Origin of the sequence: Streptomyces sp. CB00455 (assembly GCF_001905445.1) — a bacterium.
In the GTDB taxonomy this organism is placed as follows: Bacteria; Actinomycetota; Actinomycetes; order Streptomycetales; family Streptomycetaceae; genus Streptomyces.
In genome coordinates, this window is the sequence record NZ_LIVQ01000012.1 from 1 (window position 1) to 25,849 (window position 25,849).

Annotated in this window: 24 protein-coding genes; 10 read left to right on the forward strand and 14 right to left on the reverse strand. The window is 72.5% G+C overall.

All coding sequences use genetic code 11. The annotated features are described in order from the left end of the window. Positions 1–658: 658 nt before the first annotated feature. Positions 659–946 (reverse strand): DUF4287 domain-containing protein, encoded by a 288-nt coding sequence (locus AMK16_RS31420; protein WP_073920737.1) that lies wholly within the window; start codon positions 944–946, stop codon positions 659–661. Positions 947–1,312: 366 nt separating this feature from the next. Further along, the gene (locus AMK16_RS31425) at positions 1,313–2,704 is read right to left on the reverse strand and encodes an FAD-binding oxidoreductase (RefSeq protein ID WP_073920738.1); all 1,392 of its coding nucleotides are present in this window, start codon (positions 2,702–2,704) and stop codon (positions 1,313–1,315) included. A gap of 307 nt (positions 2,705–3,011) precedes the next feature. On the opposite strand from AMK16_RS31425, the gene AMK16_RS31430 reads away from it, so the two are divergent. The 5 genes from AMK16_RS31430 to AMK16_RS31450 all read left to right on the forward strand — a co-directional run bounded on the left by AMK16_RS31430 (position 3,012) and on the right by AMK16_RS31450 (position 6,653). After that, positions 3,012–3,623, forward strand: a complete 612-nt coding sequence (locus AMK16_RS31430) for a carboxymuconolactone decarboxylase family protein (protein WP_338014522.1) — start codon at positions 3,012–3,014, stop codon at positions 3,621–3,623. A gap of 130 nt (positions 3,624–3,753) precedes the next feature. Beyond that, positions 3,754–4,293: a carboxymuconolactone decarboxylase family protein gene (locus AMK16_RS31435; protein WP_073920739.1), complete on the forward strand. Its 540-nt coding sequence runs from the start codon at positions 3,754–3,756 to the stop codon at positions 4,291–4,293. A 26-nt stretch (positions 4,294–4,319) separates the two neighbouring features. Further along, positions 4,320–5,270: an oxidoreductase gene (locus AMK16_RS31440; protein WP_073920740.1), complete on the forward strand. Its 951-nt coding sequence runs from the start codon at positions 4,320–4,322 to the stop codon at positions 5,268–5,270. Next, positions 5,267–5,518: a hypothetical protein gene (locus AMK16_RS31445; RefSeq protein ID WP_073920741.1), complete on the forward strand. Its 252-nt coding sequence runs from the start codon at positions 5,267–5,269 to the stop codon at positions 5,516–5,518. The genes AMK16_RS31440 and AMK16_RS31445 overlap by 4 nt, the downstream gene beginning before the upstream one ends. A gap of 142 nt (positions 5,519–5,660) precedes the next feature. Beyond that, the gene (locus AMK16_RS31450; RefSeq protein ID WP_073920742.1) at positions 5,661–6,653 is read left to right on the forward strand and encodes a hypothetical protein; all 993 of its coding nucleotides are present in this window, start codon (positions 5,661–5,663) and stop codon (positions 6,651–6,653) included. A 99-nt stretch (positions 6,654–6,752) separates the two neighbouring features. Here the strand turns inward: AMK16_RS31450 and AMK16_RS31455 are convergent, their stop codons facing one another. From AMK16_RS31455 to AMK16_RS31465, 3 genes are all read right to left on the reverse strand, one after another. Beyond that, on the reverse strand, positions 6,753–7,106 hold the full coding sequence (locus AMK16_RS31455) for a hypothetical protein (RefSeq protein ID WP_073920743.1): 354 nt from the start codon (positions 7,104–7,106) through the stop codon (positions 6,753–6,755). Positions 7,107–7,141: 35 nt separating this feature from the next. Beyond that, positions 7,142–8,365 (reverse strand): methionine adenosyltransferase, encoded by a 1,224-nt coding sequence (gene metK / locus AMK16_RS31460; protein ID WP_073920744.1) that lies wholly within the window; start codon positions 8,363–8,365, stop codon positions 7,142–7,144. A 155-nt stretch (positions 8,366–8,520) separates the two neighbouring features. Beyond that, entirely contained in the window at positions 8,521–9,465 is a 945-nt protein-coding gene (locus tag AMK16_RS31465; protein WP_073920745.1) for a GNAT family N-acetyltransferase, read from the reverse strand. 344 nt (positions 9,466–9,809) lie between these two features. Here AMK16_RS31465 and AMK16_RS31470 point away from each other — a divergent pair, with 344 nt between their 5' ends. Genes AMK16_RS31470 through AMK16_RS31490 form a run of 5 tightly spaced genes read left to right on the forward strand, consistent with a single transcriptional unit; the run spans position 9,810 to position 15,918 of the window. Further along, the gene (locus AMK16_RS31470) at positions 9,810–11,030 is read left to right on the forward strand and encodes an aldehyde dehydrogenase family protein (RefSeq protein WP_073920746.1); all 1,221 of its coding nucleotides are present in this window, start codon (positions 9,810–9,812) and stop codon (positions 11,028–11,030) included. After that, positions 11,027–11,656, forward strand: coding sequence for a hypothetical protein (locus AMK16_RS37865; protein ID WP_073920747.1), 630 nt, complete (start codon positions 11,027–11,029; stop codon positions 11,654–11,656). The genes AMK16_RS31470 and AMK16_RS37865 overlap by 4 nt, the downstream gene beginning before the upstream one ends. Before the next feature lie 25 nt (positions 11,657–11,681). Continuing rightward, positions 11,682–13,391, forward strand: a complete 1,710-nt coding sequence (locus AMK16_RS31480; protein WP_073920748.1) for a thiamine pyrophosphate-binding protein — start codon at positions 11,682–11,684, stop codon at positions 13,389–13,391. After that, positions 13,388–14,767, forward strand: coding sequence for a class I adenylate-forming enzyme family protein (locus AMK16_RS31485; protein WP_073920749.1), 1,380 nt, complete (start codon positions 13,388–13,390; stop codon positions 14,765–14,767). The genes AMK16_RS31480 and AMK16_RS31485 overlap by 4 nt, the downstream gene beginning before the upstream one ends. Continuing rightward, positions 14,764–15,918, forward strand: a complete 1,155-nt coding sequence (locus tag AMK16_RS31490; protein ID WP_073920750.1) for a beta-ketoacyl synthase N-terminal-like domain-containing protein — start codon at positions 14,764–14,766, stop codon at positions 15,916–15,918. Before AMK16_RS31485 ends, AMK16_RS31490 begins: the two co-directional genes overlap by 4 nt. Before the next feature lie 7 nt (positions 15,919–15,925). On the opposite strand, the gene AMK16_RS31495 is transcribed toward AMK16_RS31490, so the two are convergent. From AMK16_RS31495 to AMK16_RS31535, 9 genes are all read right to left on the reverse strand, one after another. After that, complete coding sequence (locus tag AMK16_RS31495) at positions 15,926–16,954, reverse strand: hypothetical protein (RefSeq protein ID WP_073920751.1); 1,029 nt, start codon at positions 16,952–16,954, stop codon at positions 15,926–15,928. A 94-nt stretch (positions 16,955–17,048) separates the two neighbouring features. After that, on the reverse strand, positions 17,049–17,231 hold the full coding sequence (locus AMK16_RS31500) for a hypothetical protein (protein WP_073920752.1): 183 nt from the start codon (positions 17,229–17,231) through the stop codon (positions 17,049–17,051). Positions 17,232–17,247: 16 nt separating this feature from the next. Next, positions 17,248–17,571, reverse strand: coding sequence for a hypothetical protein (locus AMK16_RS31505; protein WP_073920753.1), 324 nt, complete (start codon positions 17,569–17,571; stop codon positions 17,248–17,250). Positions 17,572–17,636: 65 nt separating this feature from the next. Beyond that, positions 17,637–19,466, reverse strand: coding sequence for an NAD(P)H-dependent oxidoreductase (locus tag AMK16_RS31510; RefSeq protein ID WP_073920754.1), 1,830 nt, complete (start codon positions 19,464–19,466; stop codon positions 17,637–17,639). A 3-nt stretch (positions 19,467–19,469) separates the two neighbouring features. Continuing rightward, positions 19,470–20,876 (reverse strand): dihydroorotase, encoded by a 1,407-nt coding sequence (locus tag AMK16_RS31515; protein ID WP_073920755.1) that lies wholly within the window; start codon positions 20,874–20,876, stop codon positions 19,470–19,472. Then, on the reverse strand, positions 20,864–21,967 hold the full coding sequence (locus AMK16_RS31520) for an acyl-CoA dehydrogenase family protein (RefSeq protein WP_073920756.1): 1,104 nt from the start codon (positions 21,965–21,967) through the stop codon (positions 20,864–20,866). The genes AMK16_RS31515 and AMK16_RS31520 overlap by 13 nt, the downstream gene beginning before the upstream one ends. Then, entirely contained in the window at positions 21,964–23,031 is a 1,068-nt protein-coding gene (locus AMK16_RS31525; protein ID WP_073920757.1) for a PrpF domain-containing protein, read from the reverse strand. The genes AMK16_RS31520 and AMK16_RS31525 overlap by 4 nt, the downstream gene beginning before the upstream one ends. Further along, positions 23,028–24,860, reverse strand: coding sequence for an asparagine synthase (glutamine-hydrolyzing) (gene asnB, locus AMK16_RS31530; RefSeq protein ID WP_073920758.1), 1,833 nt, complete (start codon positions 24,858–24,860; stop codon positions 23,028–23,030). The genes AMK16_RS31525 and asnB overlap by 4 nt, the downstream gene beginning before the upstream one ends. Before the next feature lie 32 nt (positions 24,861–24,892). Further along, positions 24,893–25,840, reverse strand: a complete 948-nt coding sequence (locus AMK16_RS31535; protein ID WP_073920759.1) for a PLP-dependent cysteine synthase family protein — start codon at positions 25,838–25,840, stop codon at positions 24,893–24,895. Positions 25,841–25,849: the final 9 nt, after the last annotated feature.

Here is a 25,849-nt window from a genome sequence, read left to right on the forward strand (position 1 = left end):
CCAAAACCCTCCGCTGCGCTCCGGGCACACGGCCAGCCTTCGACTCTCCCCCTCCCTTCACCAGAGAGACGACGGAAGAACACGACCTGCGGTAGGAAACAAAGAGGTAACTTCAAAACCGGACAACTACCTCAAAGCTTGTGCAGAACACGCGCTGCTCAGCAAGATCTCTACTCTGTCCCGCAGGCCTACGCAATAAAGAAACCGCCCCACCACGCCCAACTACCCAAGCTGCGGGCCACGGGCCACCGGGCAGACCCTCGCCATTCGAGTCCGGCTTTCAGTCCTGGACGAGGAGAACGAGCAGCAGCTCGTCCAGGAACGGGGAGTACAACACCACGGGTGGGTCCCCGTCTCGTGATCCGGCAGCAACTGCGGAATGTGCCGCTGCCAGTACGACACCATCCGTGGTCGGCATGGCTCAGGGCGGTCCGTTCGGCTGACCATCCGTCTGGCGGACCGCCCTGACGATCCCTCCACTGCACTCTGGCCCCCGTGAGGCATGCCGCCGCGCCTTCCGTAGCGGGCCGTGCCGTGGGGGCAACGACGTGTCGTGCCCGTGCCAGAGTCCGTGCCGCGCAGGGAAAACGACCTATGCTTTAATTTTTTTCGGGGATAGCTTTCTGTTTTTTGGCGTACCTCAGTGCTTACAGCGGCTTCACGGGCGGGTGGCCTTGCCGTCGAGCCAGAGGGTGTCGGAGTCGTCGCGGTGCGAGCCGGTCGTGCCGACGTGCTTCGCATCGATTTTGGCACCGTGCTTGAAGACGTGCACCAACGCCATTCCGTGCCCGCGGCCCAGGTTGTGGTCCTCCTTGAGCCACTCGAGGATCGTCCCCGCCTTCGTCGCGGGGTCGTCGAACCCGCGTTCCTGTGCGAGCGCGATGAACTGGCGCGGCGTCAGCCCGGTCTTGCTCTCGATGGTGTCCAGATACGCCTGAAACGACATCTGCTCTTGCTCCTTTGCCCGGTATCGGAAGGCCGAGTCTCCGCGACTCGGCGCGCGGCGGCCACCCGACTTGCCAGAGTTGACGGCCGTTGCCACCGGAATTCATCGCTCGTCGCAGACACAGTTCGGTTCTGGCGTACATCACCGGCTGCCGGCCCTCGGACGGTGTGAGCTGGGAGTCCTCCCACCTCGTGATCACTGACCGGGCTCCAGGGCTGGCGCCCCGTGCTTCCCCGGGGCAGCTTTCCTGAGGGCCTGACCGCCCAGCTGTGTGTCGGCGACGAGTGTCCCGGCCGTCCCTCCGTGCCCGATGCAGGGACGGAGGTGGCCGTGCCCCCGACGGGGGCACGGTGGGGTTCGATTCCGTTACGCGTCGGCGGGCGGAATGTTGTTGTTGATGCGGAACAGGTTGGTGGGGTCGTAGGTGCGCTTGATGGCGCGCAGTCGCGTCCAGGTGTGCTCCGGGTAGGCCTCGTGGATGCGGGCCTGGCTGTCGTCGGCGAGGAAGTTGACGTAGACGCCCGGTACGCCCTTCTGGAGGGACGCAGTCAGGTCGTCGGCCCAGCGCGTGTGCACCTCGGCCTCGGCCGGGTCGCCGTACATGGCAGCGACATTGATCATCACACCCCGGTTGCGGTGGGCGAAGGCGGTGGCGTCCTCGGCCGTGCGGGCCATCGCGCCGCCGAGCACTCGCACCTGGACGGCCGACATCATGGCCGTCGAGGCCCTGATCCGGTCCAGGACGAGCGAAGCGTCGTCGGCGCCGAAGGTGTCCACGAAGAGGCTGCGGGCGGCGGCGACCGGGTGGAAGTCGTCCTCGGGCGGGTAGACCCCGGGGAACGGCATGGGTGCGATCATGTCGGCGATCGGCGTGGCGAGGGCCCGGAACGGTGCCAGCGCCTGCTCGGCGGCCTCACCCTCACCGGCGTAGACCAGCATGGCCATGACGACCTGGGTGCCGTGGAACTCCTCGGGGACGAAAGGCAGTACGTGCCCCGGCATCACGTTGAGGATGGTGGACAGTTCCTCCGGAGCCTGCTGCGCCAGTTGGACGAAGCCGGCGATGACCTCCGTGGTGCCGGGGAGGACCAGGAGGCCTCCGAGGACCGTGGACAGCTCGTGCAGTTGGAACTTCAGGCGGGTGACCACGCCGAAGTTGCCGCCGCCGCCGCGGATCGCCCAGAACAGGTCAGGCTCGTTGTCCGCGTCGACCCGGCGCAGCTCTCCGTCCGCGGTGACCACCTCGGCCGCCAGCAGGTTGTCGATGGTGAGCCCGTGCTTGCGGACCAGGTAGCCGACGCCGCCGCCGACGGTGATGCCGCCGAGGCCGACGCTTCCGGTGTCCCCGAAGCCGGTGACGAGGCCGTGCTCGGCGGCCGCGTCGGTGTACTCGCCGGCGGTCAGGCCGGCGTCGGCCCAGGCGGTGCGCGCCTGCGGGTCGATCTCCAGGTCGCGCAGGGAAGACAGGTCGAGCACGAGGCCGCCGTCGAGGAGGCAGAACAGGCTGTGGCCGCCGCCCTTGACCGCCAAGGGCAGCTCGTTGTCCCGGGCGAAGTTGACGACCCGCGCCACGTCGGCGGCATCGGACGGCCGGACGATCGCGGCTGGCTGCTGGTCCATGCCGCCCAGGTACACGGTGCGGGCCTTGTCGTACCCAGGGTCGCCGGGCACCAGCACCTGACCGCTGACCACGGCGCGCAACTGCGGGACGGGCACGGCACTGCCCCGCTCGGTGAGCGTTTCGGTCTTTTCCACCATGGAAGGTCTCCTCATGTCTTGCGGCAGCGGTGTCGCCAGGGGCTCGGTCCATCGTCGTACGGGTGGGGTGTGCGGGGCATCTTCCGGATTGCTGTGCCGGCCGGGGCCGCCGGCCTTGTTTTTCCGTCGCGGCGGGGGCGGCGAGAGCACGGCAGAAGGTGCCGGGTGCGGCCCCCGGTCGCCAGCCTGGTGTGGATCCTTCGGCCGCCGGGCGGCCGAAGGATGCCAATCCGATCCCCGCTCGGTACACGGCGGCCGTGACGGCCACGCCGGGTTTCGGTAGCAGCCGTATCAGGAGGAGCCGATCATGCACATCGACATCGACACCACAGCCGAACGGTCCGCGGTGGGGCGGCTGATCGCAGGCCGGCTTGCCATGCCGCACATCAACATTCCGGAGCCGGTGCCGGGTATTCGCGGCCTGATGGCGGCGAAGCCGGCGTCGGGACGCAGGATGAGCGAGCTCGCCGAGCAGTTGCTGAGGGGTGATTCGCCGCTCAGTGAGGGGGAGCGGGAGCTGATCGCGGCGTACGTGTCGTACCGCAACCAGACTGTGTACTGCACGGGCTCGCACAGCGCGGCGGCCGCGCACGCGCTGGGCGGTGACTACGAGGTGGTGGAAGCCGTCAAGCGGGATCCGGCCAGTGCTCCCGTCGGCGAGCGGATGCGGGCGCTGCTGCTGATCGCGGGCAAGGTGCAGGGGGATGCCCGGACGGTAACCGCCGAGGACGTAGAGGCTGCCAGGGCAGCCGGGGCGGACGACGAGGCGATCCACGACACGGTGTTGATCGCGTCGGCGTTCTGCATGTTCAACCGCTACGTGGACGGTCTGGGCGCGATCACGCCGGACGATCCGGCGGTGTACGACGAGATCGGCGCGTTCCTGGCGGCGCACGGCTATCTGCCGGTGGCTGCCTGACCCCGCTTGTTCAAGCAGCGGTTGAACAAGCGTGCGGAGGGCTGGCTACCGCACGCGAGGAGTTGGCCGGGGTCCGGGCGGGTGCCGACGATGGAGCACCGATCGGACCACCCACAAAAAGGATCTTCCGGTGCCGCACATAGAGATAGCCAATGACCTTCCCGGCATCAGCGGGCTCATGGTGCAGCGGCCCGACACGGCCGCGCCGCTCAACGCGATCGCCAATGCGCTGCTGCGCGGTGAGTCCCCGCTGAGCCGCGGTGAGCGGGAGCTGATCGCGGCGTACGTCTCGGAGCTGAACCGGACCCGGTTCTGCTCCGACTCGCACAGCGCGTTCGCCGCGGCGCAGTTGGAGGGCGGCCGGGATCTGGTGGCGGCCGTGCTCGCCGACCCTCAGTCGGCACCGATCAGCCCGCTGCTGCGGGCACTGCTGCGGATCGCGGCCGAGGTGCAGGAGCTGGCGCGTCCGGTCTCCGACGAGGCGGTCGCCGCTGCGCGGGCGCAGGGCGCGGGGGACGCGGAGATCCACGACACGGTGCTGATCGCGGCCGCGTTCTGCATGTTCAACCGCTACGTGAACGGTCTGGCCACAGTTCTGCCGGACGACGCGTCGCACTACACGGCCGTCGCTGAGCGCATCGTGTCGCGCGGCTACGGCTCGGCCCGCTGACAAGGTTTCCGTTCGAAGGAGGCGACATGGTGTGGTCCACGGCAGACGTACCGGATCAGTGCGGTAGGACCGCTCTGGTCACGGGGGCTTCCGGCGGTATCGGTCTGGAGACGGCCCGGGTGCTCGCGGAGCGCGGAGCGCGGGTCCTCCTGGCCTGCCGGGACGCCGAACGGGGTCTGGCCGCCGCGGCACGGATCGGCGGCCGAACGGAGGTGGTCCGGGTCGATCTCGCCTCGCTGGATTCGGTACGGGGCGCAGCACGGGATATACGGCGCCGGGTCGATCGGCTGGACCTGCTCGTCAACAACGCCGGTGTGATGTTCCCAGAGTACGGGCGTACGCAGGACGGCTTCGAGCCGCATTTCGGTGTCAACCACCTGGGACACTTCGCTCTGACCGGGCTGTTGCTGGGACTCATGCGTGATGTGCCCGGCTCGCGGGTGGTGAGCGTTGCCAGTCTCGCCCACCGGGCAGCGGTGCGTGGTGTGGGGGTGGCCGAGGTACGCGGGGCGCGCGGGCACCGCTCGGTCATGGCGTATGGACGGTCCAAGCTTGCCAATCTGATGTTCGCCCGGGAGCTGCAGTGCCGGCTGACAGCTGCCGGGGCCGAAACGGTATCGGTGGCGGCGCATCCTGGCCTGTCCGCCACGGGGTTGTGGCACGACGGCGCGCCGGGCTGGCTGCGTCCGGTGAGCGCGGCCGCCTTGCGGTGGCTGGGGCAGTCGGCGGCATCGGCGGCGTTGCCGTCGCTGCGGGCTGCGACCGACCCCCTGGTGCCGGGCGGAGCCTACCTCGGTCCGGGTGGGCCGGCCGAATGTCATGGCGGTGCCGGGCCTGCGCGTTCGAGCCGGGCCTCCCGCGATGTGATCGCGCAGATCCGCCTGTGGGAGATGTCGGAAGAGCTGACCGGCGTGCGTTATGCCCGCTGGGCCGGGCGCGGGGCCGATGCGCGGCCGGTCATGGAGGTGGCGCGATGAGCGGGCTGGTCGATGGAACGAGCATCGCCGCCGGGGTCGGCGAGGGCATCGCCGATGACGGCGGTCGCTTCGGCGGAGTCGCCGCGTGGGCGTGGTTCTGGCGCACCTTCGACATGTCGTTGCCGGATGTCGGTGGCGCCGCGTGGCAGTCGGATCCTGCGGCGCCGACGCCGGTGGCGGTGGCCTCGGGGGTTGCCGGTCTCGCACCGCCATTTCCGGTCGGCGCCTTGGCGCGTTCGTTGCTGTGACGCGGGGGCGGGCGCGGGCGACCTGGCTGGGTCGGGGCAAGGGCTGCCACAAAAGGGTTCCAGGTCGCTTCGGGCCGCCTGGGGCAGTGTCCGCGGTCCTAGTCTTTCGCACCGATACCACGCCTCGGTGAAAGGCCATCCCATGACTCAGGTTGCCCACAGACCTGCTCCGGCGCCGCGTGCGGCCCGAAAGGACGCTCCCGCACCCTCGCGGACGCCGTCCTTCTTCTTCAACGGTTTCGCTCCGCGGCGTCGCGCGCTGGTGCTGCTCGTCGGAGCTCTGTTCGGTTTCGCGCTGACCGTGGTGTGGTCGGCCCAGTTCGTCGACAAGACGATCGGTGACAACGTCGCCGACACGCTGCTCGGCCACGCGGCCAAGGGGACTCCGATCGCCGGAACCTTTGCCGGTGTGGCCTTCGCTCTCGCCAGCGGCATCGCGGGCACCTTCACCGCCTGCAACATCGCCGTCTTCAGTGCTCTCGCGCCGCTGGCCGGTACGGCGGCCTCGCGGCGCGGCCGGGTGGCGGCCGCGCTGCGTCCGCTGGGCTTCCTGGCGGCCGGGGCCGTGGCGGTCTCCGCGCTCTACGGTGTGGTCGTCGCCTTGGTGGGCACCGGCATGCCACAGTTCCAGACCAGCGCCGGTACCGGCTTCGCGCCGCGCCTGGTGCAGGCGATGGTGGTGTACGGGCTCATCGGCCTCATCATGACGTATCTGGGGCTGGCCGCGGCCGGTGTCGTGCGTGATCCGCTCGCCCGGATGAGTGCGCGCTTCCCGAACGCGCCGATGGTGGTCATGGGCGCTTTGATCGGCGGCTTCCTGATCGGCCGTCCGTTCGCCCTGTTCCGCCAGCTCTTCCAGGATGCGGCCCGGAGCCACAACGTCCTGTACGGCGCCGCGGTGTTCAGCCTGCAGACCCTCGGCAACATACTCATCGTGGGCGTGCTGTTCCTGCTGGTCACCGGGATCCTGGGCGAGCGGCTGCACCGCTGGCTGGTCGCGAAGCCCAGCCGGGCCTCCGCGGTGATGGCGGCGGCCTTCATCGCCGCGGGCGTCTTCATGATCCTCTACTGGGATGTCCGGATGCTCGCCCGGCGGGACCTGATCTGGTATCCGCTGGCTCCGTGGGCGGCCTGAACCGGTACGGCCCAGTGGGGCGAACGGCCCGGGAGAGCGCGTGGGGCGCCCTCCCGGGCCGTTCGTGTGCAGTGTCGCCGTGATGTCGTCGGCGTCCGCTCAGCCCTGGTCCGCGACGGCGCCGATGAGATCGACGGCCATGTCGGCCACGCCGGGGGTGCCGAGCGCCGGGGCGAGGTGACCGAGGGCGGTGGCGAAACGGCCTCCGTTCTCGCGGGTCATGGTCAGCGAGCCTTCCCACAGGGCGTTGTGGATGTGCCGGGGGCTCAGGGCGCCGTCCGCGGCGGACGCGGAGAGGGTCAGGATCCTGGCGATGCGGCGTTCGAGCGGGGTCGGCTTCCATGTGCCGTGGCGGAGGTCGAGGAGGAGGCTGCCGGCCTGGCGGCGGGCTTCGTCGGCGGCCGGCTCCGCCAGGAGGAGGGCGGGCGTGGGCTGTGTGGCGGTGAGCGTCATGCGTGGTCCTTGTTCTCGGGGTGGAGTGCTGGAGTTCAGAGATCGGCGGCGGTGCGCAGGGCGTCGACGCGGTCGGTGCGTTCCCAGGTGAAGTCGGGCAGCTCGCGGCCGAAGTGGCCGTAGGCGGCGGTCTGGGCGTAGATGGGGCGCAGGAGGTCGAGGTCGCGGATGATGGCGGCCGGGCGCAGGTCGAAGACCTCGCTGATGGCCCGCTCGATGCGCTCGGTGGACACGGTGTGGGTGCCGAAGGTCTCGACGAAGAGGCCGACGGGCTCGGCCTTGCCGATCGCGTAGGCGACCTGGACCTCGCAGCGCGAGGCCAGCCCGGCGGCGACCACGTTCTTGGCGACCCAGCGCATCGCGTACGCCGCGGAGCGGTCGACCTTGGAGGGGTCCTTGCCGGAGAAGGCGCCGCCGCCATGACGGGCCATCCCGCCGTAGGTGTCGATGATGATCTTGCGGCCGGTCAGGCCGGCGTCGCCCATCGGGCCGCCGATCTCGAAACGCCCGGTCGGGTTGACCAGCAGCCGGTAGCCCTCCGTCTCCAGCTTGATGCCGTCCTCAGCGAGCCGGCGCAGGGTGTGTTCGACGACGATCTCGCGGATGTCCGGGGCCAGCAGGGCCTCCAGGTCGATGTCCGCCGCGTGCTGGGTCGAGACGACGACCGTGTCCAGGCGGACGGCCTTGTCGCCGTCGTACTCGATGGTGACCTGGGTCTTTCCGTCGGGGCGCAGGTAGGGGATGGTGCCGTTCTTGCGGACCTCGGACAGGCGCTTGGAGAGCCGGTGCGCGAGGTGGATCGGCAGCGGCATCAGCTCGGGCGTCTCGTCGCAGGCGTAGCCGAACATCAGGCCCTGGTCGCCGGCGCCCTGCTTGTCGAGCTCGTCGCCCCCCTCACCGCCGGCGGCATCCTCGACCCGCTTCTCGTAGGCCGTGTCGACGCCCTGGGCGATGTCCGGGGACTGCGCGCCGATGGACACCGACACGCCGCAGGAGGCACCGTCGAAGCCCTTCTGCGAGGAGTCGTAGCCGATTTCGAGGATCTTGTCGCGCACGAGCTGGGCGATCGGCGCGTAGGCCTTCGTCGTCACCTCGCCCGCGATGTGCACCAGACCCGTGGTGATCAGGGTCTCCACGGCCACGCGCGAGGTCGGGTCCTCGGTGAGGAGCGCGTCGAGGATCGTGTCGCTGATCTGGTCAGCGATCTTGTCGGGGTGCCCCTCGGTCACGGACTCCGATGTGAACAAACGGACGGTCATGTCTTCTCCTTGGACCTGTTCTGCATGACCTCCACCAGACTTGGCTGAGTGTCGGCTGATCCCTGGGGATCCGGATACTTTCGGAACTCCGATGGACGGTTCCCGGCGGGCCGGGCCATGCTTACGGTGTCCTTCTGAAACCGGCACGGGCGGTCTCAGGACGGGCTCTTGACGTAGTTGGTGACGGCGCGGGAACGCTTCACGGACAGCAGTGAGTACAGGCCGTTGAGGTCCTGGATCCGCGAGGAGTCCAGGGCCAGCAGGGCCAAGTGACAGCCGAGCTCCCTGAGCCCTGCCAGGGCTGTCGTGACCAGGGCCAGACCGATGCCCAGACCGCGGGAGGCCGGCGACACGCCGACGTCGGCGATCCGCCCCTGGCCGTCCCCGGCATACGCCAGGACGTGGCCGACGGGCCGGCCAGCGATCTCGATGAGCAGGGCGATGCCGGCGCCCTCCTGCGTGGCGACGGCAAACTGGTCCAGCCGGGCGCGGAAGGTTTCGTAATCGAGCGTCCTGGTCCCCTTGGCCCTGGTCTGGGCGTGCAGTTGGTGCACGGCGCGCACGTCGTCGGGCGTGGTGTCGATCGGCCGCACCCGGGCCCCCTCGGGCAGGACGGCGGCGACCGGCGGCGAGGTCAGGTCGATGTCGGCCTGCGTGAAGCTGGCCTGCCGGCGGAACCCCGCCTCCTCCAGCACGCGGGGGACCACCGGATCCCCCGTCAGGACGCCCCCGATGGTGATTGCGGATTCCGAGCCGAATTCTCGGTCCAGCTCCTGCGTACGCCGCAGCAGGCGCGCCAGCAGCTCGCGCGCGGCGCTGTCGCCGTCGGCGCCGGGCAGGACGGTGAGCGCGCCGTCCAGGGTGGCGCCGCCGCGTACGGTCAGCGCGCCCCACGCCATGACGTCGCCCTGCGGGCGCGTCAGGCACCAGCTGTTGTGGAACGGGTCGTAGCCGGGGTGGCCGGTCTCCAGGAGAAGGTCCTCCCGGGTGTACGAAGCGATGCCGGTGATGCTCTCCTCGTAGGACCTGACGAAGTCGACGAGGCTTTCCAGCGGGACCTGGGCCGCGCTCTTCACGGCGAGGCCTTCGGGCAGAGGCATGGGATGCGGACCCCCTTTCTGAGGCCGGCCCGCCGAAAGGGAGCCACCCGGCGGTATTCCACGGGAAACACCGGGCGCCACTCCTTTTCATCGGACCCGTGTTCGGGTAGTCCCGGATGCTACTGGCCGTCCGGGGTGGCGGCGTTCTCCGAGAATGCTCTCCGGACAGGTGAGGACCGGGCCCGGCCGGAGTTTGCGAATGACAGTTCTATTGGCGGGGGTCGGCCCGGCTGCCGGAAATACACGGAAAAGAGAGCACGCCGCGAGATGCGGTTTCCCGCCCCGCGGGGTGACCCTCCTCGGGAGCCTGAACGTCATGGCCCATCGGCCTGGAGGGGTGTGCGATGCAGAGCGACGTCATCGACGCAGAGCAGTTCAGCACCACGGCGGACGGTCTGGACGGGATCATTCCGGCACTGGTCGGCGCGCTGCTGGACCGACGGGACGAATTGATGGCCGTCCTTACCCGGGTGGCCACTAGGCAGGCGGCGGAAGACGAATTTTTCCGGTCCCTTCGGGCCCTGGCGGGCGCTCCGTGGGAAATCCAGCGCAATTCCCCGGGACGGTTGCGCAGGCTCGCGACGTTCCTCCCGTCGAACAACCTGCTCTACTCGTACGTACTCTTCGGAGTCATTCCCTCCCTGTACACCGAGGAGATACGGATACGGCCCTCTGCGCGCGTGGCCCCGTCCGCGATGGCCGTCCACGAGATCCTCGGGCCGGCCGTGCGGGCGTGCGGTGGTCTCGTGCGGATGGCGCCCGTGTCCCAGCGGGCCTTCCTCGCCGACTGCGCCTCTTCGGACGCCGTGGTCTTCACCGGGCAGCCTGAGAACGCCGGCAGTGTCGCGGCGCGGCTGCCGGACGACGCGCTGTTGCTCGCCTTCGGGTCGGGGCCCAACCCCGTCGTGGTGGGACCGGAAGCCGACCTGGCCGCAGCCTGCCGCAGTGTGCTGGCCGCCCGCCTCTACAACTCGGGCCAGGACTGTCTGTGCACTGACATCGTCTTCATCCACCGGTCGGTGGCCGGTGAGGTCGTGACCCGCCTGGCCGACGCGCTCGCGGACGTGCGCACCGGGGATCGTCGCTCGGCCTCCACGGCGGTGGCGGCGCTGGTCTATCCCGACGCTGTGGACGGGGCCGCCGCCTTTCTCTCCGTCCACCGCCAGTCCGTCGTACGGGGCGGCGAGGTGGACACGGTGCGCGGTGTGGTGGAGCCGTCGCTGTTGCACATGCCGTGGCAAGGGGCCTTCCACCCGCCGGAGTTCTTCTCCCCCGTCGTACTGACCATGGAGTACGAGCACGCGGGACAGATCCGGCAGTGGCTGCACTCCCCCGAGGAGGCGGCCCGCGGCATGTACGTGTCGGTGTTCGGGGAGCCGGGGCTGACGCAGACCCGCATCTCGACGAGCGTGGTGTGCCAGGAGCGCGTCACCTTCGACGTGGAGGACGGGAACCGCCCGTTCGGCGGCTACGGTCCGCGGGCCGGCAGCGTCCGCCGGCGGGGGAACGTCACCGGACGCCCGTTGCTGCTGTCGGCCGAGGCCGGACGCAGAGACCTCCCTTGACCTGCGTACTGAGTCCGCCCGCCGTCCGGGGCCGTGAGGAGGGCGATGCCCTCCTGCCGGCCGTCGGAGCGCGCCGCCTCCTCGCGGATCCGTATGCCGCCGACGCGGTGTGCGCGGCGCTGTCGGAGTTGTCTGAGCTGCCCGGGCCGTCCGGTGTTCCTGAGCCGGGCGCCGACCGGGGCGTTCCTGTGATCCTTGCGGCCACGGACTACAGCCTGTACGCCGCCGATGAGTTCGTCGCCCGCCGGGACGACGGCGGCCGGCGGCTGCGCCCGTGCGACTCCGTCGCCCTCGAACCCTCCGGACTGCTGCAGCGCTTCACCGCCACCACGGGATGGCAGGGACCCGGCTACGTCCTGGGATCACGCCACTCGGACGGGCGGAGCGCCCTGGAACTGGCCGGGGCGATGGCGGGTTCCGGCCGCGCCTCGTACGTCTACGTCTGCGAGGTGTTGCGCCGTGCGGACACCGGGGTGTTCTGGGCGGTGGCCACCCGGGTCTCCCCGAACGGCCCGCCCGCGCCCGTGTCCCTGCCGTTCGCCGTGCCACCGGGGGTCGGGGCGACGCTGTGGGGCCGCAGCGCGGTCGCCCGGGCCTACCTGCGCCAGATCTCCCGTACCAGCTGATCCTTCCCGACCTCCGAGGAGCACCGTGACCACCGACCACTCCCCCTGGCACGTCGTCGCCCGAGCCCTCGCGGACGCGGGGTGTGACGCCGTGTTCGGACTTCCCTCGGACGAGCCCGGCCTGATGGACGCGGCAGCCTCGTACGCGGGCCTGCGGGTCGTCGCCGTACGCGACCAGCGGGTCGCGGCCTGCGCGGCGATCGGGCACGCGGCTGTCTCGGGGCGCCCCGCCGTCGTGGCCGTCAACTCGGGCCCCAGCTTCGCCAACGCCCTCACCGGGCTGCTGGAAGCCTCCTCGCTGGGTGCGCCGGTGGTGGTCGTCACCACCAGGGTGCCGGTGGCCGGGATAGGGCGCGGCGGTTTCCAGTACACGGACCAGGCGGCCATGGCCGCTCCGCTGGTGAAGTGGAACTTCCTGGTGGAGCGGGAGGAGCAGCTGCTCTGGGCACTGCGGCGGGCCGTGCACCTGGCCGTCAACGGCAGTCCGGGCGTGGTACTCGTGGAGATCGCCGACGAGGTCCTGCGCCTGCCGTCGGCAGCGGCCCCGGAGACGTCTCGGCGCCCGGCCGTGCGGCGGGTCCTCGGGGGGGCGGATCCGCAGGAGGTGCAGCGCGCGGCAGCCCTCCTGGCCGCGGCCAGGCTGCCGGTGGTGGTGGCCGGCGGCGGGTGCAGGCCGTCGGGCGCCGGAGCGGCGGTCCGCCGGCTCGCCGAGCTGCTGGCAGCACCCCTGTTCACGACGGCGGCCGGGCGCGGGACCGTCGACGAGGAACACCCTTTGGCATGCGGGCTGGTGGGCCTGTACACCACGCCCCCGGCCGGCGCGGTGCTCGCCGACGCCGACGTGATCGTCGCGGTCGGCTCGCGGCTGGAGGAGACGGCCCGTATGGGCTGGGGCTCCCTGGAGACCGCGAAGCTCGTCCATGTCGACATCGATCCGACCGTCTTCCTCACCGCTCTGGAGCCGGAGGTCGCCCTGCTCGGTGATGCCCGCCTCGTCGTGGAGCAACTGTCCGCCGCGCTGGAGGAGGGGCCCCCGGCCGCCACGGAGGGTGGGCGGGCCCGGCTCGCCCGGGTAGGCGCGGTGCGCGAGGAAATGCACGCCCGGTACCGCGCTCCGGCGATGGGGACCGGGGAGGCGTTGAGCGTGCCGGTGGCGCTGCGCGCCGTGCAGGACGCCTTCTCCCGGGACGCGACGCTGGTGCAGGAGAACGGTCTGCACGACATGTGGGGTTACCACTTCCCGGTGCTGTCCGTCAGCGATCTGGCCCACGTCATCACGCCCGGCGAGCAGACGATGGTGGGCTTCGGGCTGCCGGCGGCCGTGGGCGCGGCGCTGGCCGCTCCGGACCGGGACACCGTCCTCGTGTGCGGGGACGGCGCGCTGGAGATGAGCCTGGCTGCGGTGCCGACGGCCGTCGAGCAGGGCCTGGGGATCACCGTGCTCGTACTCGACAACGCAGGCTACGGCTGGCCGCGCTTCGTGCGCGCCGGGGAGGGCGCGCCCGACGGTCTGACCCGGTTCACGGCCCCCGGACACGTCCTGGCGGCGGTGGCTGCGGCCGGCGGTCTGACCGCACGGTGCACCACCGCCGCGGAGCTGGCTTCGGCTCTGAAGGAGGCCCGGGCCGCCAACCGGGACGGACGCACCGCAGTGATCACCGTTCCGGTCCGGGACACGGACGTCCCGGTGGGCGTGCGGGGGCTGTTCGGTGATGGGGCGGGGGAAGCGGCGTGAGCGGGGCCGCCGGGAGCGCCCTGCCGCCGCTGACGGTGGACGGTGAGGCCGTCGCGCCCGGGTACCTGGCTCTCCTGGTCTCCCGTACGGCCCTGGCGCTGGCTGCGGCGGGGGCGGGGCCGGGCCGGGGTGCCGCGCTGGCCTGCGACCATCCGCTGACGGCGGCGGCCTCGGCGGTGGCCGCCGAACTCGTGGGGGCGCCGTTGCTGCTGGACGGCGCGGCGTCGGTGCGCCGGATCGCGGCCGCCGCCGTGATCACCTGTGGGGCGGGTGGGGAGCCCGTGGTGGGTCCGGGTCCAGGTCCGGCCTCGGGGCGGGCGGCGACGGCCCTGCCGGAGGAGACCGCCGCGGTGTTCTGGACCTCGGGCAGTTCCGGCGACCCCAAGGCAGTGGCCCTCTCCCGCTCCGCCCTGCGCCATCAGGGCGAAGCCACCGGGCGGCGGATGGGGGTCACACCGCGCGACGGGCTGGTGCTGCCGCTGCCGCTGCGGCACGCCTACGGGTTCAGCGTGCTCCAGGTCTGGCGGGCCACCGGGGCCCACCTGTTCGCCGAGAGCGGCTTCCACCTGCGGCGGGTCCTGTCGCTGCTCCGCGGGACGGCGGCCACCTCCCTGGACGGTGTCCCCTCGATGTACCGGATGCTGGCCACCGAGGCTGTCAAGGACCGGGAGGTGGCACGGCGGCTGGGCGCCCTGCGCATCCGCGGGTGCGGCGGGGACGTGCTGACCGAGGCGCTGTACGACGAGTTCCTGAGCCTCACCGGGGGCGCGCTGCACGACGGGTACGGGCTGAGCGAGGCGGGGCCCAACGTCGCCCTCAATGCTCCGGGTGACGTGCGCCGGGGGACGGTGGGCAGGCTCCTCGACGGTGTCCGGGTCCGCCTCGCCGGGCCTGCCGGGGAGATCCAGGTCAGCAGCCCGAGCCTGATGCTCGGGTATCTCGGCGTGGAGTCCGGCACGCTCTCCCGGGACGCCTTCACGCGGGACGGCTGGCTGCGCACCGGGGATACCGGGCGCCTGACGGACGACGGATGGCTGACCGTCAGCGGGCGGATCAAGGAGGTGCTGGTCGTCCACGGCGAGACGGTGGCCCCCACGGTGGTGGAGGACGCGGTGCGCAGCGCGGCCGGAGTCCAGGACGCGGCGGTGGTCGGGATCCGCGGAGGGGACCGGGGCGATGTGGTGTGGGCGTTCGTCGAAAGTGCGGACGGGGACCGCAGGGGGGTGGCGGGACGTGTCATCGAGGTCTGCCGGCGCAGTCTGCCGCCGCAGATCAGGCCGCGTACGGTACGGGTCCTGACCGCGCTGCCGCGCACGGGCAGCGGCAAGCACGACCGGGTACGGCTGCGGGCCTGGGCGGCGGGAGAGGCGGCATGACCGCCCTGGCGCTGGCCGGGACGGGTCTGGTGACGGCGCTGGGCCGGGGGCCGGGGGCGTTCTGGGACGGGTTGCGGCGGGGTGCGCGGGCGTTGGGTCCGCTGACGGCCTTCGAGGGTGACTTCCGCAGCCGGACCGTGGCCGCAGTGCGGCCCGCCGACTGGCCGGCTGCTCCCGGGCTCCGCAAGGAACGCCTTGCGCTGAGCGCGGCCCGGCAGGCGTTGCGCGCTGCGGGTCTGCGGCGGCTGCCGCAGGGCGCTCTGGTGGTCATCGTGTCCCAGGCCCCGGAACCTTCCGGGAAGATGATCCGGCCGGGGGCGCCGCGGCGCGGCAGGGACTTCACGGGCCCGGACCCGGACGCGCTGCTCGCGGCGTGCGCGGGCACGCCGGGCGGGGCGGCGGTGGTCCACCTGTCGCACGCGTGCGCGTCCGCCGCGTTCGGAGCGGCCTTCGCCCGGGAGTGGCTGCTGTCCGGTCTGGGGACGACGGCACTGGTGGTGGGTGCGAGCGCCCTCAATCCCTACGAGTACGACAGCATGGACGTGGTAAGGACGCTGAGCCCGGCGGGGGCGCGGCCGTTCGACACCGAGCGCGACGGCCTGACGGTAGGGGAGGGTGGCGGGGCGTTCGTCCTGGAGACCCGGGCGGCCGCACTCGAGCGGGGGCACCGGCCCCAGGCCCTGCTGAGCGGGGCCGCCTGCCTGGTGGACTCCACCCACGCGGTGGCGTCGGAGCCCGCGACGATCCGGGACTGCATGCTGGCGGCGCTGGAGGACGCGGGGGTGCGGCGCATCGACTACGTCCACGCCCATGCCACGGGGACGCGTCAGGGGGACGCCGCGGAGGTGGCCGCCGTCGGCGAGGTGTCCCGGGCCCTGGGGTGGGGCGCGGTGCCGGTGAGCTCCCACAAGGGTGCTGTCGGTCATCTGCTGCATGCGTCCGCGTTTCCCGGGGTGGTGGCCGCTTCGGCCTTCCTGCGGGAGGCCTGGGTGCCAGGGACTCCGGGCCTGCGCCGTCCGCTGGAGGTCCCGGACGGAATCGTGCCCGTCACCGCCGCCGTCTGCGCCCCCCGGGCGCAGCACGCGCTCGTCAACAGTTTCGGCTTCAACGGCAACAACGCCGCTCTCGTGGTGTCCGCCGTCGGCCCGTGAACACCGCTCAGCGCAGGTACGCGGCCAGGGCGCTCATGCGGTCGGCCGCCCGGACGTCGAGTGCGTGGACCTGGTGGGCTCGCCGCCCGCACAGCCGCAGGGCGTCGGCGGACCAGGAGCGGCCGAGCAGGAAGACCGCCCGGGCCAGGTCCACCAGCGCGTCGGAGGAGGCCCGTGTCAGTTCGGCGCAGTCGGCGGCCAGCGCCGTCGCGCGCGGACCCTGTTCCCGCAGCCAGGTGTCCTCGGCGAGGACGCGGGCGAGGAGCAGGCGGTCGCCGGCCACCTGGCGCTGCAGCGGCCCGGCGACACGCAGCCGGAGCAGCTGTGCACGGGCGGGGTGCGGTTCCAGATCCTCCAGTACGCCGGGCAGGGCCAGCAGGCCGGCGAGGCCCGCCTCGGGCATGCCGGGCCGGGTCATCCGGCGCACGGAGCGCTCCAGCAGGCGGTACAGCTCGTCGGCCCAGTCGGCGGCGGGCGCTGCTGCGTCCCACACCAGGACGGGCGCTCCGGCCATGCCCCGGCGCAGTTCGTCCGTGGGGACGGCGCCGCGATTGTCGGTGAAGCCGCTGCTCGCACGGGTGTTGCGGTCGGCGGCCAGGGCGGTGTGCGGGCCGAGCTCGTGTATCAGGAGGGTGTGGGGGTAGCCGGCACGGGGGATGCGGTAGTACTCGGAGTGCCGCATACCGCGCAGGTCGGGGGAGACGGGCACGGCGTGGCCGCGGGCGAGTTCCCGGTGGATCAGGTCGAGTGCCTGTGCCTCTCGGTCGGGGGAGGTCTCCCAGTGAGCGCTGAGACCGCGCTGGAAGCGCGGGTGGTGGTAGTCGGCGTCCAGGCCGCCGTAGAGCGTGAGCAGTTCGCCGTCCGCGGTGCGTTCGATGACGAAGTCCACCGGCTGGGCCAGTGCGCGGGCCGTCTCGCGCAGTCCGGTGGCGTACAGGGCGTCGCGCAGGCAGTGCACCCAGCAGGAGATCCGGGTGTGCGCGAGGGATTCGATAGCGTCGGGGGCCGTGCCCAGGTAGGGGAACGGGGTGGTCATGGCGGCGGGCGCCTCCTGCCTTGGTCCGCCGGTGCGCCGGCTCCGGTGCGCCCGGGACGGTGTCCCGGGCGCACCTCGCCGCAACGGCCTGGGGTCAGAAGGCCTTGGTCATGATGTGGGACTCGATCTCGGCCGCTACGCCGGCGTAGAGCTCCTCGTGGGAAACCTTGACCGCTTCGAGCCACTCCTCGAACTCGACGGCGTCATCGGTGGACGGGGCGGCGCTGCCGGTCTCTGCCGCTATCCGGTCGTTCAGGTCCCTGCTGAGTGCGGACACGGGTCCGTATCCCTTTCTATCGGGGGGTGCCTTCGAGTACTTCCGACACCGTTTCCGGTTCGAAGTTGACGGCGCTGGACCATCCGCCGTCGAGCTCGAACCAGACGGAGCTGACGATCACACCGTCCCGGTGCTGGTCCTCGACCACTTCGTCACCGAGCTGCCAACCCCGTGCCCGGTGGGTGACGGCGGTGTCGGGCAGCAGGAGTTGCACGACAGGGCTCTGCAGGGAGGGGCCTGTACGGACGTTCGCGTCGCGCCAGACCGGACCGAGCAGGCTCGGGAGTTCGTGGTAGGTGTCCTCGGACGTGGACGCCGCGGGGGTGGGTGCTGTGGACATGGGTGCTGCTCCTCGTTCGTTCCGGGTGTGCGCCGCGGGCCGGGCGCGGCCCACGGCGGGAGGGTTCAGGCCGCGGCGCCCAGGAGGGCGGGCCGCTGGGCCACGCGGACCCGGCCCATCCACATGAGCTGCGAAACCATCTGGACGAGGCGTTCCCCGTCGGGGGTGGGCGCCGGCTCGCCGGCCGGCAGGGGCGCGGGCGCCGCGGAGACGGCCACCCCGACCGGTGTGGGCCAGGCACGCACCGCGTGCCCGATGGTGCGCAGCGTGGCCAGCGTGGAGACGGCGCCCTGTGCTCCGGCGCCGACGGCCACGCAGCCGATGGCACGGCCTTCGAGGTAGGGCGTCGGACCGTCCAGGTCGTTGATGTAGTCGACGGCGTTCTTCAGCAGGCCGGAGACGGTGCCGTGGTAGGTCGGCGAGACGAGCACGACGCCGTCGGCCCGGCGCAGTTCGTCCAGGAAGTCCTGTACGTCTGGCCAGGCGGCGCCCAGACCGGGGCGGTAGGCGGGGAAGTCGATGTCCGCGCCGTTGAAGACGCGGGTGGTCGCTCCCTGGTCGGCACAGCGCTGGGCGCACCAGTCGGCCACCCGGTCCGATGTGGAGCCCCTGCGCAGGGATCCGCTGATGAGGACGATGTGCGGTGTGTCCGCGGTGGTGGGTTCTTCCCGTGTCCGGTCCGGCATGTCGACCACGGCCGGCTTGGTGTGCCGTTCGCGCCGTCTGGCCAGGGGACGCCAGCCGAGTACGTCGGCCGCGTCGGTGTCCTTGCGGCCCTCGGCCTTCACCCGGGCGTTGCGCTGCTTTTCCTCGGCCTGGCCGGCCCCCTGGTCCAGGGAGCCCTGCCGGCGGGATTTGAGGACCACGGCGGCCGTACGCTCCAGGCGCTCGCGCTGGTAGGCGAGGAGGGCAGCGGGAACGTCCTCGTGCGCGGACATCGCGTCGGCGAGTACGACGGCGTCCTCCAGCGCCATGTTGGCGCCTTGCCCGAGGGCGGGGACCATCGGGTGGGCCGCGTCGCCGAGGAGGGCGACCCTGCTGTCGACCCAGCGGGGTACCGGGTCCCGGTCGTGGATGTCGGTCACCACGATGTCGTGGGGGTCCGCGTCGCGGATCAGGCGGAGCACGGGCGGGTGCCATCCGGCCAGGGCGGCGGCCAGGTCGTCCTGGGCGCGGGCCGGTCCCTTGGCGGGCCACAGTCCCGCGGGCGCGGTGATCTTGGCAGTCCAGTACAAGGTGTCCGCGCCGACGGGGGCGATGAAAATCTGGATGCCGCGGCCGTTGACGACGTACGAGCGCTGGCCGAGTGCGGAGCCCTTGGTGCGGCCGCGCACCGAGCTGTAACCGCGGTACTGCGCGGGGCCGTCCGCCAGCATGCGGCGGCGCACGGCCGAGTGGATGCCGTCCGCGGCCACCAGCGCGCCGCACTCGAGGGTCTTGCCGGCGGACAGCAGGACCGTGACGGTGTCGCCGGCCATGGCGTAGTCCTCGACGGCGGTGCCGGGCATCACGGCCGCGCCCGCGGCGAGGGCCTCGTCGAGGAGGGCCCGCTGCAGGGCGCTGCGCAGGATCGGGATCTGGGGGGCGCCCAGCTCCTCGCCCATCGCTCCGATCGGCTCCTGGGCGAGGACGGTGCCCGCGGAGTCCGTCACCGTGCGGACCTCGTCGGGCCGGGTGACGTGGCCGAGCGAGCGGATACGCGCTCCGAGTTGGGCACCGAGGGCGTCCACCGCCCGCACCCCGTTGGGGTACAGCATCAGGCCGGACCCCTGGGTGCCCATGCGTCCGGACCGCTCCACGACGGTGACGTCCATGGCGCGGCGGGCCAACGCGACGGCTGTGGCGAGGCCGCCGATGCCGCCACCGGCGATCACGACCGACTTCTTCTTGACCATGCTTCAGCTCTCCTGTCTGGTGGATGCGGGAGCAGCGGGCACGAGCCGCCCGTCGTACGTGCCGAAGGACCCGGTGGCCGCGTCCCACACCGTGCGGCCCGCGCGCACGGTCCGCTCGACGCGGCCGGTGAAGGTCCAGCCCTCGTACGCCGACCAGCCGCACTTGCTCTCCACGTCGTGGGCGGAGAACATCCAGGGCGTGTCGGGCGCGAAGAGGACGAGGTCGGCGTCGGCGCCCGCCTCCAGGCGGCCCTTGCCCGCCAGCCGGAAGATTTCGGCGGGGGCCGCGGCGAGGTGGTGCGCCAAGCGGGAGACGGCCGTGTCCGGGTCCTCGTCGGGCCGGCGCCGGCGCATGCCGGTCCACACGGCCACCGCGAGCTCCTGGACGCCGGGCAGTCCGGGCGGCGACTGGGCGGGCGTGCGCGTCTTCTCGGCGACGGTGTGCGGGGCGTGGTCGCTGCCCAGCGTGGCGACCTGGCCGGTCCACACGGCCCGCCACAGCCGCTCCTGGTCGGCCCGGCCGCGGATCGAGGGCGACAGCCGGGTGCGGGCGCCCAGGCGCCGGGTGTCCTCGTCGGTGAACGACAGGTGGTGGCCGGTGACCTCGAAGGTGACGGGATAGCCGGCGGCCTGCGCCGCACAGACCAGATCGGCCTCCTCCGTGCTGGACAGGTGCAGGATGTGGGCCCGGGTCCCGTACCGCCGCACCAGCTCGATGATCTTCGCGACGGCCACGATGCCGCCGGTGCGCGGGCGGCGCGTCTCGTAGTCCAGATAGCTGTCGGGCTCCCCCCACCAGGCATCGAGCAGGGCGAACAGGCCGTCCTCCTCGGCGTGCAGGACGAGCTGGACGCCGCCCTCGGCGGCGGCGGCGAATGCCTTCTCCAGCTGCGCCGGGTCGCGCACCACGGTGGGCGCGGTGTGGTGGCCCGCCATGAAGATCTTGGCGCTGGTGGCGACGGCCGGGTCGAGGTGTGCCAGGAGTTCGGGGCGGTCGGGGTCGAGGCCGATGTGGAAGCGGTAGTCCACGAGGGAATGCCCCTCCACGAGGCGCGCCTTGGCCAGCACCGCCTCGGGATCGAGCGTCGGAGGCAGCGTGTTGGGCATGTCCATCACCGTGGTGAAGCCGCCCCGGACGGCGGCGCGGCTGCCGTGCTCCCAGTCCTCCTTGTGGGTCAGGCCGGGGGTGCGGAAGTGCACGTGGGAGTCGATGAGGCCGGGCAGGACGTAGTGGTCGCCGGCGTCGATGTGCTCGGCGCAGGCGGGCACGGTGCGGGCGTCGCTGACGGCAGTGATCCGGCCGTCCCGGACGAGCAGGTGTCCGGGGCGCACGCCCTGCGGGGTCACCAGCCGGCGCCCGCTGACGACGAGGTCGGGGGCCGCGGCGGCGGCCGGTGTCAGGGAGTCCATTGCAGCGCCACCAGTTCCCGGCAGAGGTCGTTGGTCGGCCCCATCAGGCCGACGCCGCGGGCATCCGCGAGGAGGCGGCCGGCCGCGCCGCCGTCGCGGTAGCCGGCCGAGCCGAGCATGCGCGCCACGTCGAGGCAGATCTCCTCGGCGGCCGCGGTCGCGTGCAGCTTGCTGTGCAGGGTGGCCAGGCCCGGATCGGCGGCGGTGCGGGCTCCGGCCCGCTCCACGACCGCGCGTACGGTCTCCAAGCGGGTGGCCAGGCCGGTGAGCCGGTGGCGCACGGTCGCCATCTCCAGCAGCCCGCGGGAGCGGGCGTGGGTGACGGCGAGGTCGAAGGCGGCCTGGGCGATGCCGGCCGAGACCGCGCCGAGGGTGGCTCCGGATTCCCGGACGCCGGCGATGATCGAGGCGGCGTGGCCTTCGGGGCCGAGCCGGTCCTCGTCGCCCACGACACAGCCGTCGAGGGCGAGCAGCCCGGTCGCGGAGCCGCGCATGCCGGCCAGGTCCAGGCCCAGGTCCGGGACGAGGCCGGGGTTGTCCGCCCCGACGAGGAAGAAGGTCTGGCCGGCGGCGCCGTAGGCGGCTCGTACGGCGGGTCCGGGCGCGCCGGTGGTGACCAGGACCAGGTAGAGGTCGGCGACGGCGGCGCCCGTGGTGAAGGTCTTGGAGCCGCGCAGCAGCCATCTGCCGTCGGCGCGGCGGGTGCCCGTACTGGCCAGGTTCTGCTTCGCGGCCCCCGAGCCGTTCTCGCTCCAGGCCGAAGCGGCCAGCACGCTGCCGTCCGCCATCGGGGGCAGCAGGCGGTGACGCTGTTCCTCGGTGCCCCATTCGGCGATCCGGGCGCTCACCGCGAAGTGCTGGAACGCGATGATCGCAACGGACGCGTCGGCGGCGGCGATGTCGGCGACGACCCGGTTGATCTCGGCGGCATCGCCGCCCGCGCCTCCGTGAGCGCGGGGTACGGCGGTGGCCAGCAGCCCGCTGGCGCGCAGCGCCGACAGGGCTTCGCGGTCCGGCTCACCGGCCGCCGCGGCCTTCTCGGCGGACGCATGGAGCAGCGCGAGCAGCTCGGGTCCGAGCGGCGGTTTCATGCGGCTCCCGACAGCGCCAGGCATTGGGCGACCTCCTCGAATTGCAGATGGCTCAGGGGTGTCAGGACGAAAGAGCCCTGGAAGGTGACGCGCTTGTGCGCGACGCTCGCCCACAGGAGCGCGCCGTCCTGGCTGCCGGCTCCTTCACCGGGCAGCGAGGTGACGGCGGTGACGGCCGTCCGGCCGCCGGGTGTGACGATGTCGACGAGGCCGTCCGCCGCGCCCCGTTCCCGGGCGATCCGCCAGGGCACGGTGTGCGGGACGCGTACGGCGGTGCCCAGGCACACGGCTCCGGTCAGCGCGATCGTCGGGTGCCAGCCGGGCACGGTGACGGCTCGGGCCGAGATGCCGCCGTCCTCGCCGGGCAGGATCGCGGCGATCTTGGGGAAGGCTCCGTCGCGGCGCCAGCCCAGGAGGTCGGCGGCGGCGCCGCGGATGCGCTCCAGGCGGCCGAGCAGTTCCCCGCCGGCGGCGAACAGCGCTGCGGTGTCCGGGATCGCGAGGTCGCGCGCGTCGATGAAGGCGTAGGTGTTGGCGCTGGCCACCAGGGACACCTCGTGGCGCTGCCCGTCGACGTCCAACAGGGTGCGGGGCAGGCCGGTGGGGAGGAGCTGGTCGAAGGGGACCGGGCGGGGCTGGACGAAGGTGACGGTGAAGCGGACCTCGTCGCGTTCGACCCGGTCGACCTCGCAGACCACCCCGTCGCCGTTGTTGAGGACGTTCACCCGGATCCGCACTCCGGGCACCAGGCGCGGGAGCATTCCGGAGCGGGCCGCGGCGACCACGGCCGACAGGATGGAGTGCCCGCAGGAGCCGCGCAGGTCGAACCGGTCGGGTGCGCTCGGCAGCGCCTGCACGAAGCGGTAGTCGAGGTCGAACATGGGATGCGCGGACGGTTCCACCAGTGCGATCTTCAGGACGTGCGCGCCGCCGGCGGAGGCGAGGTAGCGGCGGGCCTCGGCCAGGTGGAGCAGCAGCGCCTCCTCCTCGCGGGGCAGCCGGGCGGCGTCGAGGACGAAGGTGGGGCAGGGGCTGCCCGCGGCGTAGGCCAGGTGTCCGATCACGCGGCCACCGCCGCGAGCGCGGTGGCGGGCAGGGCCGGTGCGGTGGCGGCGGCCGGGCGGAACTGTTCGCGCCACACCTCGTGCACGAGCAGCGACCACAGGGCCAGGGCCGGGGTGTCGCCGGGCCGCTCGGCCTGCGCGGTGAACAGGGCGTCCACGGCCGCGGCGTCGAGCCGGCCGTCGGCCCGGAGCCGGTCGGGGGTGAGCAGGTCCCGTGCCTGTGCCCACAGGGGCTGGCCGGGGCGCAGCATCGCCGTGATGGGGAGGGTGAACGGCTGCTTGGGACGGGTGAGCACGCTGTCGGGCAGCAGCCCCGCGGCCGCCGCGTACAGGGTCCGCTTGACCTGGCCGTCGTACAGCCGCAGCCGGTCGGGCAGCGAGCGGCCGAGGGCGACGACGGAGCTCTGGCAGAACGGCAGCCGGACCTCGATCGAGCCGGCCATGCTCAGGTGGTCGACGCGTCTGAGGTGGTAGGCGGGCAGGCGGTGACCGAGCTCGAAGCGGGTGATGCGCTCCAGGACGGTGCCCGGGCCGTGCAGCAGGTCCTCTTGTGCCTCGGGCGGCAGCGCCGGTACCTCGCGCAGCAGGTCCCGGAAGGCGTCGGTGTAGAGCGAGCGGCGCAGGGCGGCCGGAGCGGCCGACAGCGCGTCGAGGTAGGCCGGTGCCCAGGCGGCGCCGGCCGCGGCGTTCTCGGCGGCCTGCCGCATCCGCCCGTACCCGCCGAACACCTCGTCGGCGGCGTCGCCGGTCAGCGCGACGGTGAAGCCGGCCGCGCGCACCGCCTTGAACAGGGCGTACGTGCTGAGCGCGATGGGGTCGGCGTTGGGCTGCCCCAGGTGCCAGACGGTCTCCTCCAGCAGCGCCGGGAAGTCGGCCGGGTCGATCTCCACCTGGTGGTACGCGGCTCGCGCGCGCTCGGCGGCCTGCCGGGCGAAGTGCCGTTCGTCGAAGGGCCAGGAGCCCTTGTAGGCGATGTTGAAGGAGTGCACCGGGCCGTGCTCGGCGGCCAGCGAGGTCACCAGGCTGGAGTCGAGGCCGCCGGAGGTGATGAGCGCGACGGGCACGTCGGCGACCAGCAGCCGTCCGACCTCTTCGCGCAGGGCGCGGCGGACCCGTACGGCCGTGGCGGCTCCGTCGCCGGGGCCCGGCGCGGGCAGTTCGGCGGGCGGGCGCCGCCGGCTGCGCGGGGTGCCGCCCAGAGTGCACACCATCGTCGTGGCGGGCGCCATGACCTCGACGCCCTCGAACATCGTCTCGCCGCCGAAGGGGGTGCGGGTGGCCAGGTAGGCGTCCAGGGAGGCCGCGCGCATCCGGGGCGGGGGCCCGCCGAAGCCGAAGAGGGCCGGGATCTCGGAGGAGAAGTGCAGCGAGCGCTCCGCCGGGTCCCAGCGGTAGTAGAGCGGCTTCATGCCGATCCCGTCGGTGGCCAGCAGCAGCCGCGGTTCCCGGCCGCGCAGGTCGACCAGGGCGATGGAGTACATGCCGTCGAGGTGGTCGGTGAAGTCGTCCCCGTACTCCAGGTAGAGGGCGGGGATGACGGCGCCGTCACAGCGGTCGTCGAAGGAGTGGCCGAGCCCTTCGAGGCGGTGGCGCAGCGCGCCGTGGTTGTAGATCTCGCCGTTGAAGACAGCCCGGACCGGGCCGCCGGCTCCGTAGGGCTGCTGTCCGCCGTCCAGGTCGACGACGGCGAGCCGGTTGTTGCCCAGTCCCCAGCCGGGTGCCCGGGAGATCCCGGTGGCGTCGGGGCCGCCGTGGCGCTGGAGCGCCGCGACGGTGCGCATCTCGTGCGGCGTGGCCGCCGCGTTGAAGTAGCCGTAGATCCGGCACATGTCTGCCTGTCTTTCCGTGAGGAGACGACGGGTCAGCCGCGTGCCGTGGACAGGTAGCGCTCCCCGCTGTCGGGGAAGACCGTGACCACCGTGGCGCCCGCCCAGCGCGGGTGCGCTGTGACGGCGCGGCTCGCCCAGGCCGCGGCTCCGGAGGAGACGCCGACCGGGAGACCGGTGGCGCGTACGATCTCGCGGGCCGTGGCGGCCGCGGCGTCGTCCGGCACGGCGACGACCTCGTCGATGAGGGTCAGGTCGGTGATGTCGGAGAGGTAGCCGGCCCCGATGCCGGGGATGCCGTGGGGACCCGCCTCGCCGCCCGACAGGACGGCGGAGCGCGCCGGTTCGACGGCGACGACGTGGACGTCCCGGCGTTCCTTGAGGTAGCGGGCGGTGCCGCTGAGGGTGCCGCCCGTGCCGACCCCGCACACCAGCACGTCGACGGCGCCGGCGGTGGCCTCCCAGATCTCGGGGCCGGTGGTGTCGTAGTGGGCCCGGGCGTTGGCGGGGTTGCGGTCCTGGTGCGGCACCCACGAGCCGGGGGTGTTGCGCTGCAGCTCCTCGGCGTGCGCCCAGGCGGCCATCAGCCCGTCCTGGTGCGGTACGAGGACCACCTCGGCGCCGAGCGCGGCCAGGATGAGGCGGCGCTCCTCGCTGGCGTTGTCGGGCATGACGATGACGCAGCGGTGGCCCCGGGGGGCGCACAGGGCGGCGAGGGAGATGCCGGTGCTGCCGGAGGAGCATTCGATGACGGTGCCGCCGCTGCGGGGCAGCAGCCCCGACTCCTCGACGGCGCGCAGCATCGCGAGCGCGGCCCGGTCCTTGACGCTGGACAGGGGGTTCAGCATCTCCAGTTTGGCCAGCAGCCGGACCGTGTCCGCGAGCCCGGGCAGGGCGACTTCCAGCAGCGGTGTGCCGCCGACCAGGTCGTCCAGGGACCGGGCGGGCCGAGTCGTGGTCACTGCTCCCCCAAGGAGTGTCATGCCGGGCGG